This window comes from Staphylococcus sp. M0911, from assembly GCF_003491325.1.
Classification (GTDB): domain Bacteria; phylum Bacillota; class Bacilli; order Staphylococcales; family Staphylococcaceae; genus Staphylococcus; species Staphylococcus warneri_A.
Genome location: NZ_CP022881.1, coordinates 2,247,986 through 2,260,333 on the forward strand (window position 1 = coordinate 2,247,986; position 12,348 = coordinate 2,260,333).

General features: G+C 34.0%; 10 protein-coding genes. All 10 read right to left on the bottom strand.

What is annotated here, in order from left to right; translation table 11 throughout:
* Positions 1 to 17: 17 nt before the first annotated feature.
* The 10 genes from ftsH to pth all read right to left on the bottom strand — a co-directional run bounded on the left by ftsH (position 18) and on the right by pth (position 12,320).
* On the bottom strand, positions 18 to 2,075 hold the full coding sequence (ftsH, locus tag ssp1_RS10950; RefSeq protein ID WP_002451745.1) for an ATP-dependent zinc metalloprotease FtsH: 2,058 nt from the start codon (positions 2,073 to 2,075) through the stop codon (positions 18 to 20).
* A 264-nt stretch (positions 2,076 to 2,339) separates the two neighbouring features.
* Positions 2,340 to 2,876 carry a hypoxanthine phosphoribosyltransferase gene (gene hpt, locus ssp1_RS10955; protein WP_002451744.1) on the bottom strand — a complete coding sequence of 179 codons (537 nt, stop codon included), beginning with the start codon at positions 2,874 to 2,876 and terminating at the stop codon, positions 2,340 to 2,342.
* 3 nt (positions 2,877 to 2,879) lie between these two features.
* Positions 2,880 to 4,178 carry a tRNA lysidine(34) synthetase TilS gene (gene tilS, locus ssp1_RS10960; protein WP_075778444.1) on the bottom strand — a complete coding sequence of 433 codons (1,299 nt, stop codon included), beginning with the start codon at positions 4,176 to 4,178 and terminating at the stop codon, positions 2,880 to 2,882.
* A 165-nt stretch (positions 4,179 to 4,343) separates the two neighbouring features.
* Entirely contained in the window at positions 4,344 to 4,751 is a 408-nt protein-coding gene (locus ssp1_RS10965; RefSeq protein ID WP_002451742.1) for a S1 domain-containing RNA-binding protein, read from the bottom strand.
* Between the two features lie 102 nt (positions 4,752 to 4,853).
* Positions 4,854 to 5,252 (bottom strand): cell division protein DivIC, encoded by a 399-nt coding sequence (divIC, locus tag ssp1_RS10970; protein WP_002451741.1) that lies wholly within the window; start codon positions 5,250 to 5,252, stop codon positions 4,854 to 4,856.
* A 20-nt stretch (positions 5,253 to 5,272) separates the two neighbouring features.
* The gene (locus tag ssp1_RS10975) at positions 5,273 to 5,539 is read right to left on the bottom strand and encodes an RNA-binding S4 domain-containing protein (RefSeq protein WP_002451740.1); all 267 of its coding nucleotides are present in this window, start codon (positions 5,537 to 5,539) and stop codon (positions 5,273 to 5,275) included.
* Positions 5,536 to 6,726, bottom strand: a complete 1,191-nt coding sequence (locus ssp1_RS10980) for a MazG nucleotide pyrophosphohydrolase domain-containing protein (RefSeq protein WP_075778445.1) — start codon at positions 6,724 to 6,726, stop codon at positions 5,536 to 5,538. Before ssp1_RS10980 ends, ssp1_RS10975 begins: the two co-directional genes overlap by 4 nt.
* Entirely contained in the window at positions 6,723 to 8,252 is a 1,530-nt protein-coding gene (locus ssp1_RS10985) for a polysaccharide biosynthesis protein (protein ID WP_002451738.1), read from the bottom strand. Before ssp1_RS10985 ends, ssp1_RS10980 begins: the two co-directional genes overlap by 4 nt.
* Positions 8,242 to 11,751 (bottom strand): transcription-repair coupling factor, encoded by a 3,510-nt coding sequence (gene mfd, locus ssp1_RS10990; protein ID WP_075778446.1) that lies wholly within the window; start codon positions 11,749 to 11,751, stop codon positions 8,242 to 8,244. Before mfd ends, ssp1_RS10985 begins: the two co-directional genes overlap by 11 nt.
* The gene (pth, locus tag ssp1_RS10995) at positions 11,748 to 12,320 is read right to left on the bottom strand and encodes an aminoacyl-tRNA hydrolase (protein ID WP_002451736.1); all 573 of its coding nucleotides are present in this window, start codon (positions 12,318 to 12,320) and stop codon (positions 11,748 to 11,750) included. Before pth ends, mfd begins: the two co-directional genes overlap by 4 nt.
* Positions 12,321 to 12,348: the final 28 nt, after the last annotated feature.

Below are 12,348 nucleotides of genomic sequence, written 5' to 3' on the forward strand. Positions count from 1 at the left end.
TTAAACTATGTGCTACTTTACTCTCTGTGATTTGGATCGTTAGGATTATATGGTTTGTCTATATTTGGTGATTGTTCATGACCAGTTGGTTCATCTTCTGACTCATCTTCGTGATGATTGTCGTCACCTTTATGATCTAACGATTGCTCTTTACGAACATCTTCGTATGATTTGCCATATTTACCTTCATCAAATTCAGAATTTGTTTCTTTAACAACTTCTGCTGAATCGTAATCAACCTCTGGCAATTTACCTTCATGGAATAATGATTGAATTTGTTCAGCAACCAATGTTTCTTCTGTAAGTAAAGTTTTAGCAATAAGTTTTAATTGATCTTGATGCTCTAATAAGATTTCTTTACAACGCTCATATTGCTCTTTAACTATACGTTGTACTTCTTTATCAATTTCGTAAGCGATTTGACCTGAATAATTAGGTTCACCTTGCATGTCTTTACCTAAGAATACTTGGCCGCCACCGCTACTAGAGAATTGTAATGGTCCAAGTTTTTTACTCATACCGTATTCAGTAACCATAGAACGTGCGATTTGAGTCGCTCTTTCAAAGTCGTTAGAAGCACCAGTTGATACTTCACCAAAGTTAATATCTTCTGAAACTCGACCACCTAATAAACCACAAATTTTGTCTAATAATTCTGGTTCAGTCATTAAGAAACGGTCTTGTTTAGGTAGCATCATTGCGTAACCACCTGCTTGTCCACGTGGAACAATTGTTACTTTGTGTACAACTTCTGCTTCATCAAGCACCATACCGATAATCGTATGACCTGCTTCATGGTGGGCAACAATATTTCGCTCTTTATCAGAGATAACACGTGATTTTTTAGCAGGACCAGCAATAACTCGGTCAGTTGCTTCCTCAATATCACGCATATCAATTTTGTTCTTACCTTCACGAGCTGCGATTAATGATGCTTCGTTTAATAAGTTTTCTAAATCAGCACCTGAGAATCCCGGTGTTCTTTGAGAAATAGCTTTTAAATCAACTGTTTCATCAAGCGGTTTGTTTTTAGCATGAACATGTAAAATGGCTTCACGACCTTTAACATCTGGACGACCTACTTGAATTTGTCTATCGAAACGACCTGGACGTAATAACGCTGGGTCTAAAATATCAGGACGGTTTGTTGCAGCAATCATAATGATACCTTCATTCTCGCCAAAGCCATCCATTTCAACTAACAATTGGTTCAATGTTTGTTCACGTTCGTCGTGTCCACCACCGACACCAGCACCACGTTGACGACCTACTGCGTCAATTTCATCTATGAAAATAATACATGGAGCATTTTTCTTAGCATTTTCAAATAAATCACGTACACGGCTAGCACCAACACCAACAAACATCTCAACAAAGTCTGAACCACTAATTGAGAAGAATGGTGCACCAGCTTCACCTGCAACTGCACGTGCAAGTAATGTTTTACCAGTACCTGGAGGACCTACAAGTAAAACACCTTTCGGAATTCTAGATCCCATTTGCTTGAATTTCTTGTTATCTTTTAAGAAATCTACTATTTCAACAAGTTCTTGTTTCTCTTCATCTGCGCCTGCAACATCTGAGAAACGAACACGGCGTTTACTACTATCGTACATTTTAGCTTTGGATTTACCAAAGTTCATCATACGACCACCGCCGCCTCCACCTTGGGCTTGGCTAAGGAAGAAAATAAATAATAAAGCAATGATTAAAACAGGAATTAATGTTGTTAAGATACTAACAAATACACTTTGTTCTTCTTCTTCTTTAACTGTAAATTTCAATCCATCTTGTTTCTTAGCTGTATCAGTGATTTTTTGCAAATCTTTTTCATTATTAAATAATATTGTTGATGAATAATCTTCACCATTTTTTGTTTTACCACTTACCATGTATACATTTTGCTCAGGTTGGATTTCTAATGATTTTAAATCGCCTTTATCCAATTTATTAACAAATTGCGTATATGTAAGCTGTTTTGGCATATTTCCATTACCATTTAAGAAAGAAAACAGGCCAAATATGATAACGCCTATAATTGCGATAACTAGCACATTGCGAAACGCTTTCTGCATGTGACATTTCCTCCTACTTCCAATAATAAAACTAACAAAAATTGTAACACAATACATCTTTAGCAGGCTACTATTTCAACTTTAGTATTGGTTTAACAATTTTAGTCAATTTCCACTATAGAGATTTTTATTTTTCTTAATATCGTGACTGCAAAATATCTCATTCAATTATATTTTTACGATTTAAATCGAGTCTACACTACATTGTTGTTGAATCATAGCAAAATACATCGCGTCCAATGTATCGATTAAATTCGATTTATCTTATGAATACACTTCCGGTTTTAACGTGCCAATATAAGGTAAGTTTCTGTAATGCTCACCATAATCTAATCCATATCCGACTACGAACTCATCTGGAATTTTTTTACCAACGTATTTAGCTTCAATATCAGCTTTTCTACGATTTGGTTTGTCTAATAAAGTAACAATTTCTAATGAGTTGACTTTACGAGATTCTAATAGTTCAGTGATAGATTTTAATGTAGTACCAGTTTCTAAAATGTCTTCTATGATGAGTACATCTTTATTTTCAATTGATGAACCTAAATCTTTAATAATTTGAACTTCCCCAGTAGATTCGGTACCACCGTGGTAACTCGAAACATCCATAAAATCGATTGATAAGTGTGTATCAATGCGCTTAATTAAGTCAGCCATAAACATAACTGACCCTTTTAAGATACCAACACAAACAAGTGGTTTACCTTGGTAATCTTTAGTTAACTGTTGTCCTAAATCCTTACAAATCGCTTGAATCTCTTCTTCACTTAATACGATACTTTTTATATCCTCGTGCATTTGTTATTCATCTCCAATATTTCTAATATTTATATAATGTTTATAGTCTTTATTCATAAACAATTGACCTACAGCAATTATTTTACCTTCTGCATTGATAACAACTGGTAAACGATTTCGTTCAATAGCATCGATTTTTTTATCAATTAACAATCGACTTACTTTTTTATGTTTGCCAGTATAACCATTTAATAAAAAACGATCGCCATTTTGACGTTGTCTTATTGTTAATGGGAACTGATTGAATGGAAAGTCAGGTTGTATTTCAATCTCATAATCACCAAAACGATATGTATGAGGTACTTCGATGACTTGTGTTGAATTCACGTCGCACATTTCTGTATTAGCCATTATTATTAATGTATCATATGCAATTTGAATTATCCATTTATCTGTTATATCAATTATGAATTGTGATTTTTGACTTGAAATTTGATTAAACCATGATTGATACATTTTATCAGATATCGCTTTAGACAATGCTATCTTTTCAAATAATTGATCAAGTACATGTACCTTCACGTTATCTGTTAATCGATTAAATTGGTCTCTTGGAATCACTATTTTATCTAGATTCTCTGAGACTCGTACTACTTCTTTGATAAAGTGATGCGCCGATTTTCTAAGTGTAGCTAATTCTTGATCATGCCATGATTTTAATTTTAATAAGTGTGCTACGTCTAGTTGTTGATTATCCATTACTGCTGGTATGATACGATTTCTTATATCATTTCTGACGTATACATTGTTATGATTAGATACATCTTCAAAAAATGGAACGTTATATTGATTTTGATAAGATTTGATTGTAGCTTTTGAGATGTCTAGCATCGGACGAACAAGTTGATAACTGACGCGTTGAGAAGTATAAGCAATGCCTAAATGGCTACGTGTGAATCTACCTGTAAATAATCTATAAAAGATGGTTTCAATTTGATCATCTCGATGGTGTGCAGTTAGTAGCACACTGGCCCCAAGTTGTTTCATAATATAATCAAACCACTCGTATCTGTATTGGCGAGATATGTTTTGAATACTGTTCCCCGCTTCAACCGTTTCAGATAAATCTAGTCGTTTGATATAATACTCGATTCCATGTTCTTCACAATATGTTTTAAAAAATGCCTCTTCTTCTATGGATGCTTGTCTTAACCCGTGATTGATATGAATACATGTCAATTTACTATATGTATGTTGATATTCATTTAATAAAAGATGCAGTAAACACATACTATCTATACCTGTTGATACCGCTAAAACAATATGATCCTGTTTGGACCACCCTGTAGCATTAAGTTCCATCTTACCTCTCACCTCCAAGCATTTAAATAACCTATCATCAATACATTGTTACAATAAAAATAGACTGCTCCTTCATCAAGAAACAGTCTTAGGTTGTCTGTTATTCAAAGTAATTAGCAATACAAAAGCTATGTTAAGTTATTGCAACAGACTTGGTTTATGAAATTAACGTCTTGAACCTTTACCACCACGTCTAGATTCAGTTTGACGTTTAATAGAAGTTAATTTATCTTCACTATCTTTTAAGAAGTTACTTAATTTCTTTTCAAAGTCTTCGCCTTTTGGAGCTGGTTTACTTTGATGTGATTTATTATTGTGCTGTGGTTTACGTTGTGGACGGTCTTTCGCCTTTTTGATTGAAAGGCTAATTTTGCCATCATCCGCGATTGAAAGTACTTTAACCTCTACTTCATCACCTAAAGATAAATGATCTTCCACATTTTCAACATAGTTGTCAGCCACTTCACTAATATGGACTAAGCCACTTTTTCCTTCAGGTAACTCAACGAATGCACCGAATTTTTTAATACCAGTGACTTTACCTTTAAGCTTATTTCCTACTTCGATTGACATATTCTAAATAAATCCTCCCGATTTCATTCGATTTTAACTTTATTATATTCCTGTTGAAGCAATTTCACAATGCTATAATGCGATTATTTTATTTCTCTTTAATTAATTATTCTCATCTGAAGATTTAGCCTTAGAGGATTTATTATCATTTGGCAATCTGAAAATCACTTCACCTTTATTACTTAAATAATAATCATCTCGTGCCACTTTTTCGATATAATCTTTATCATTCAAATTATTTAGTTTTTCTTTCAATGCGATTTCTTCGTCTTGTTGTTTTTGAAACTGCTCTTCTTTATGTTTTCGCTCCACTGCATCTTTTTCGTTGCTGTGTTTTTGGAAGACAAGCATAATGCATAATAAAATGATAATCGCAAGCATGATACCACCAAACAATGCGATTCTTCGACGTACAACACGCATCATTTTACGTTGTCGTTGTTTTTTTTGGTTCTCTTTCGATGTATATTGATTACCGATATTTTCAACTTTATTATTCATAGCTTGTCACCTCACTTTGTCTATTCAGATTCATTAATACGTTCTTCTTTGACTAATTCATACATACCTTTAGCATTTTCTTTAGATGCATGTTCATTTAATCCTGTTACATTAACGGTTACAAGTTTTTGGCCGAAACGAATAACGAGTTCATCTCCAACTTTAACATCTGTACCTGCTTTTGCTACATTACCATTAATCGTAATACGTCCTTGGTCACTAATTTCCTTAGCTAATGTACGACGTTTAATTAATCTAGACACTTTTAAAAATTTATCTAATCTCATTGATGAGTCTCTCCTTGCTCTAAAAATTGTTTAAGAGCCACTTCGTCAAAATCTTTATTTTTTGTTTTATCATACAATGACATGAAATGGTCTGCAAATACTTTCTCGAATTTCACACGAGGTTTTTTACCTTCATTAGATTTAGCAGTTGACCAAATTGTTTTTAAATCCTCTATGGATTCTGCAGATTCATCACTAAATATATGTGGATGACGACGAATCATTTTAGCATTTAAACTTGCGACTACTTCTTTTATATCAAAATAGCCTTCCTTTTTGCCGATACTAGTATGCAATAATACCTGTAAAAGTATGTCTCCTAATTCTTCCACCATGTGCCAATCGTCTTCATTATCGATAGCCTCAAACAGTTCAAATGTTTCTTCTAACAGATAACGTTTTAATGTTTGATGTGTTTGAACTTTATCCCAAGGACAACCTTTTTCATCATCAACAAGTAAATCAATCGTTTGTTCAGCAAAGTTAAAGTCATTATATAGTGATTCATCTGCTACAATTTTAGGCACAAAGACACTTGTTAAATTGTTGAACGTAGTGTCAAAATGATCTAACTCGAATAAAGGACATTCAGTTACTTGTGCATCACCACTACGTGCACCTGTAACAATTTTGACCATATGATCATCGGGATAGCGTTCCATTAACGTCAACTTGATATCTGCTGCTACCATTGCACTATATACTTGAGTTATCAACGTATTAGTGCGAACATTTAGTTTCGATTCTTCTAACGCGGTACCATCTAGTAATGTGAAACCATCGTTAGGTTCTACTGCAACCGCTTCGAATACATCATCAATGAAACTTTTCCCACCTAATACCTTCACTTCTATATCATCATTCTGAGCATGATACGCCATTAACTTAGCAGTGGTCGTTTCAGCGACACGAGGATGCCCTGGCACAGCGTATACAATATTCGATTGTTGTGCTTTATTAATCAACTGTTCGACAATGTTATCGTAAACAGCATCAAACTGCTCATTCGCTTCGTATATATCATCAAAGCTCTCAAAATCAATTTCATCTTTAAGTGACTCAATGACAGGGTGCTCGAGCGTTCGTGCATATATTTTGTCTTGCTTTTGAATAAATCGATATATACCTAAAGGCAAATCATCGATATCATAGTTTCCTAAACCAATAATCGTAATTGTATGCGTCATGAACGACTTCCTTTCTTAAAGTGATATAACTTGTCTCCTAAAGGTAAAAATTTCAATTCCCTATAACTTAGGACATTAAAAATACCGACGTATATCATAAATACACTTACACCAACTATGGCACTAATTAATAAAGAAATTAATCCAATTAAACGTCCACTAGACGGTAAGATAGTCATCATCAGTTGAACAATAACTGACATTATAAACAACCCGCCCACTAATTTTATAATAAATTTACTCATTTGATTAAAATGATAAGATTTCAAGACGGCATGGTGAAGTATACTCGCAAAGATAATTAACGATAATACTGTACTTATACTAGCGCCTAAAATGTGAAGTTGATAAATGAAAACTATGTTGAATATTGCCTTAGATAATAAACCAACTATAAAACCAATCACTATCGGTTTAATTTGATTGAGTACTTGCAATAATGCAATATCCATCATAATCAATGATACACCAATAACCGTTAACATATAAACGCATAACGTTACTGTCTCACTATCAGTCTTGAAAAACACTTTATTCATAAGAGGTAAGACATTTATCAAACCTATACCTGCGGCTGAACTAATCAATATAGTTATTTTTAATGAAGCGTTAGCATATCTATTCATTTGAATCGATTGCTTATTTTGAATAGCTTCGGTTAATAAAGGAATTAAGACAAAACTAAACGTTGTTGTTACAATTAATCCCATTTGAATAAAGGAAGCCCCTCTATCATATACACCTTTTTGTTTGATAGCCGATTCAAAAGGTAGTCCTGTCATTTTCAAAGTACGGATGACAGTAAAACTATCTGCGACTTGCCACAAAATAACAATCAACTGACTTAAAGCAAAAATAAGAATAGCAATCAGTAACTGGGTCCATTGAATTTTTGCTACTTTAGCATTCCATTTTAATTTAAACGGACGTTTAGATACCAAATATAGCGTTGAGCCTAAAAAGCCGATTGAAGAAGCAATGATTGATAATGAGCCAGCTTGATATATAGTCCATTGTTGTGTCAAAAATAGGAAAATAGCCACCATAATAAATCCTACTCGAATCAATTGTTCTATAACCTGGGAAATAGCTGGTACGTTCATATCCTGTCTGGACTGAAAATATCCTCTTAATACACCTAACACACCTACAAATACGAAACTAAAGCTAGCCATTCTAATCATAGGTGCTAAATGTCCATCACCCATTAAGCGTGAAATAATGCCTGCACACCCAAATACAATCAAACATATGCCTAAGCCTACACTTTGTATAATAAGTAGCACTTTAGAGTAGTATTCTGAACGGTGGTCCATACCTAAGTTTTGCGTCACTGCACTTGGAATAGCATTCATAGATAAAATCAAACCTAAAGCTACAATAGGATAAACCTGTTGATACGCATACAGACCTTCATCTCCAAGTATATTTTGATAAGGCACTCTATAGATTGCACTTAATACTTTAACGATGACTAACGCAAGCGTTAATATCACTACACCATTAAATGCTGATTTATGTTTCATCTTTAATACTCATACTTTCTTCAATACATTTCACTAAGAATTTTAAGTTGTCTAGCCATTGTTTAGATTTAGTGAGCGTCACTTTCATTGCACCATTCTCTACGCCAACTTTCATCGTTCTTCCAAGTGGTTGTGTATTTTTAAATAACGCCTCTCCATCAATATCAGCAGTAGATGTCTCAGATAAGAAGATTTGAATTTGTTTACCCATATCTTTAATTTTTGTAATACCTGCATGCAGTGCATGGGTTTTAATTTCTACTATGTCTAATAAACGTTCAACTTCAGTTGGATAATCATTAAATCGATCTATTAATTCATCTTTAATATCCATGAGTTGTTCTTCTGATTCTACTTTACGTAATTTCTTATAAATTTCTATTTTAGCTTGTTCATTTTGAATATACTCCGCTGGTAAATAAGCATCTAAATTCAGTTCAACCTCTACGTCCGGTATATCTGGTGTTTCCTCTTTGATACCACGTTTCTCATTAACTGCTTCTTCAAGCATTTGAGAGTATAAATCGAAACCAACCGAATCGATAAATCCATGTTGTTGTTTCCCGAGTAAATTACCAGCACCTCTAATATTCAAATCGCGCATAGCTATTTTAAATCCTGAACCTAATTCGGTAAATTCTTTAATGGCTTGTAGTCTTTCTTCAGCTGTTTCGTTTAACACCTTATTTGCAGGATGAAGGAAATAAGCATATCCTATTCTACTTGAACGACCAACGCGACCACGTAGTTGATACAATTGACTTAAACCGAATCGATCCGCTTCTTCAATAATCAATGTATTCGCATTTGGTACATCGACACCAGTTTCAATAATTGTTGTAGTAACTAAGATGTCGTATTCATGATTAATGAAACTGAGCATTGTTTCTTCTAAATCTCGTTCAGTCATTTGCCCATGTGCCACTGCAATGTTGGCATCTGGCATTAACATTTGAAGTTGCTCTCTCTTTTCATAGATGGATTGAACTTTATTATATAAATAGAAGACTTGTCCATCTCGAGATAATTCACGTTCTAATGCTTCTTTTATAAAGTTGGTGTTTTGCTCTAAAACATAAGTTTGCACTGGGAAACGATTTTCAGGTGGTGTTTCGATAACTGATAGATCACGCACACCAAGCATACTCATATGCAATGTTCTTGGTATTGGCGTAGCTGTTAACGTTAACACATCTACATTATTTTTTAGCGTCTTAATTCTTTCTTTATGACGCACACCAAAACGTTGTTCTTCATCGACAATGAGTAAACCTAAATCTTTGTAATGGATATCTTTGCCTAATAACTTATGTGTTCCTACAACAATATCTACATAACCGGATTTAAGTCCTTCTTTAGTTTCTTTCACTTCTTTAGTTGAACGGAATCTACTAATCAATTGAATTTCAACAGGAAAATCTTGCATACGTTCAATTAATGTTTCGTAATGTTGTTGAGCTAGTATCGTAGTAGGTACAAGAAACGCGACCTGTTTACCTTCCATGACAGCTTTGAAAGCGGCACGAACAGCAACCTCAGTCTTACCATAACCGACATCCCCACATAACAAGCGATCCATTGGACGTTCGCGTTCCATGTCACCTTTTATTTCTTCTATGGATTTACTTTGGTCTGGCGTTAGCTCATATGGGAAATCCAATTCAAACGTAGACTGTTCTTCAGTGTCTGGACCAAATTGATAACCAACTGACATTTCTCTTTGTTTATATAAATCGATTAACTCATCTGCTATATCTTCAACACTTTGTTGAACTTTAGCTTTCGTCTTTTTCCATTCAGTGCCACCTAGTTTATTTAAACGAGGCGATTTGTCTTCGGAAGCCACATATTTTTGAACTTGATCCATTTGATCAACTGGAACGAACAATTGGTCTGTACCTTTGTACTGTAACTTAATATAGTCTCTATGTTGTTCTCCAACTTCTAAAGTTTCTACGCCTAGATATCGTCCTACACCATGATGAACATGAACCACATAGTCTCCAACATTTAAATCTTGGTATGACTTAATTTTTTCTGCATTCGACATTGTTTTAGTACGTTTACGTTGCTTTTTCTGCTTGGTCTTGAATAATTCTCTTTCTGTTATAACCACTAATTGCATATAAGGTAATTCAAAACCTTCAGACAGACTACCTTCGACAACAACTGCTTGACCACTTGTTGAAGCCTGATCAATATGTGTTACAACGGGTATATGCATTTCATTAAGCATAGATTGTATACGCTCAACCTTCGTCTCTGTTTCGACTAAGACTACTATCGCATAGTCATTATGGATAAATCTTTGGAACTCAGAACGCATGATGTCATATTGACCATAGAACTGTTGTACTGGTTTACAAGAGAATTTAATAATATGGTCTAATTCCACAGGCATAGAAGAAGTGAATAGCGTAAAATAAGCCACCGGTCGTTCATCTAATAAAGTTTCAAAGCCATCATATTGCATAAAACTTTGACCAATAAACCCATTACCACTTTCAATCAAGTTACTAATAAAATCATCAACTTCAGTCGTTAACGTTTCTTCTGTTTCTTTAATACGATTATATTCGTCAACAGCTATCACAACATCATTTGCAAAATAATCAATAATTGTTGATGGTTGATCATACATAAATGCCACCAAACGTCGTAATAATTGATGATCAAAGAACGTAGATTCAAAAAGTTTGAAACTTTCATATGTCTCTTTTAAGTCATTTCTCACAGATTTTTCAATTTTGGGTCTTGTATCTTCATAAGCGGCTTTTAATTGTGTTTGTAAATGACTAATCACTTCATCAGTTATAATATAGTCACTTGCTGTAGTAATATCTACTGATTCTAAGTTATCGTTAGAACGTTGTGTTTCCACATCGAAATCACGAATTGAATCTATTTCTGTATCAAATAATTCAATTCTAACAGGAGATCCAATTAAGGGATAAATATCTATAATGCCGCCTCTAAGCGAGAATTCACCAATGTGAGAAACAACACTTTCCCTACGATATCCCATATTAACTAATTTATTGAGAAAATCGTCAACATCAATATCATCACCGACATTCAATGTCATTTGATGATTGCGCCACATTTCTACTGGTGTTAACCACTTTTTCAATCCATTTAATGGAACAATAAATAACCCTTTTTCTCCATGAGCAAGAGCAGTTAGCGTTCTAACACGCTCGCTCATAAGTTGAGGGCTTTGTGTAGAAAATTCTTCGGTCATAATATCTTGAACTGGATATTTATAAATTTCTTCGCCGCTGACATATTGTAATATATCCGCTTCAATTTTATCAGCTTGATACAGATTATTAGTTACTAACAGCATTTGCTTTTGATCAGCTAAATATTTTTCAGCAATAATGGTTGCTTTTGCTGATGGTGATAGACCCGTAACTAAAATATTATCTTGGCCAAAAACCTGGTCTAATTCCTGAAAGCGTTTATCTTCTTTTACATAGTTAGAAATAACTTGTCTCAATTCACTTCACCATTATATTCATTCATCACATTGTCAAATCGAGATGTTTCTATAAATGATTCTACGGCATTAGCTGAATGTTCAATGACTTTCTCCATTGTAATCATTTCTTCTTTAGAAAAGCGTTGAAGTACATAATCAGGAACAGACATACCATTCGTTGGTCGACCAACACCAATACGAATTCTCTTAAATTGATCAGTGCCAAGCATTTTTATAATTGATTTCATACCATTATGACCACCTGCACTACCTTTTTGACGTAAACGTACTTGACCTTGTTCTAAATCTAAATCGTCATATAATACAATCAAATCATCTACATCAACATTGTAGTAATCCATTAATGGTGCAACAGCTTCACCTGACAAGTTCATCATTGTCATAGGTTCAATAAGCAGAACTTTGTCACCATTCATTCTTTCAATAGTATATGCGCCTTTGAATTTTTGTTTGTCTAATGTGAAACGATGTCGTTCTAGTATATAGTCAATGACTTCGAAGCCAATATTGTGTCTTGTTAATTCGAATCGTTTACCAATATTGCCAAGACCTACAATACATTTCATATGTCGTTACCTCCATGTTTATTCTTTA

Excerpts from the sequence above, each read along its gene's own strand:
- ssp1_RS10985 (WP_002451738.1), bottom strand. The coding sequence starts at position 8,252 with ATGAAACATAAATCAGCATTTAATGGTGTAGTGATATTAACGCTTGCG.
- ssp1_RS10980 (WP_075778445.1), bottom strand. The coding sequence starts at position 6,726 with ATGACGCATACAATTACGATTATTGGTTTAGGAAACTATGATATCGAT.
- ftsH (WP_002451745.1), bottom strand. The coding sequence starts at position 2,075 with ATGCAGAAAGCGTTTCGCAATGTGCTAGTTATCGCAATTATAGGCGTT.
- ssp1_RS10965 (WP_002451742.1), bottom strand. The coding sequence starts at position 4,751 with ATGTCAATCGAAGTAGGAAATAAGCTTAAAGGTAAAGTCACTGGTATT.
- tilS (WP_075778444.1), bottom strand. The coding sequence starts at position 4,178 with ATGGAACTTAATGCTACAGGGTGGTCCAAACAGGATCATATTGTTTTA.
- hpt (WP_002451744.1), bottom strand. The coding sequence starts at position 2,876 with ATGCACGAGGATATAAAAAGTATCGTATTAAGTGAAGAAGAGATTCAA.
- ssp1_RS10975 (WP_002451740.1), bottom strand. The coding sequence starts at position 5,539 with ATGAGATTAGATAAATTTTTAAAAGTGTCTAGATTAATTAAACGTCGT.
- divIC (WP_002451741.1), bottom strand. The coding sequence starts at position 5,252 with ATGAATAATAAAGTTGAAAATATCGGTAATCAATATACATCGAAAGAG.
- pth (WP_002451736.1), bottom strand. The coding sequence starts at position 12,320 with ATGAAATGTATTGTAGGTCTTGGCAATATTGGTAAACGATTCGAATTA.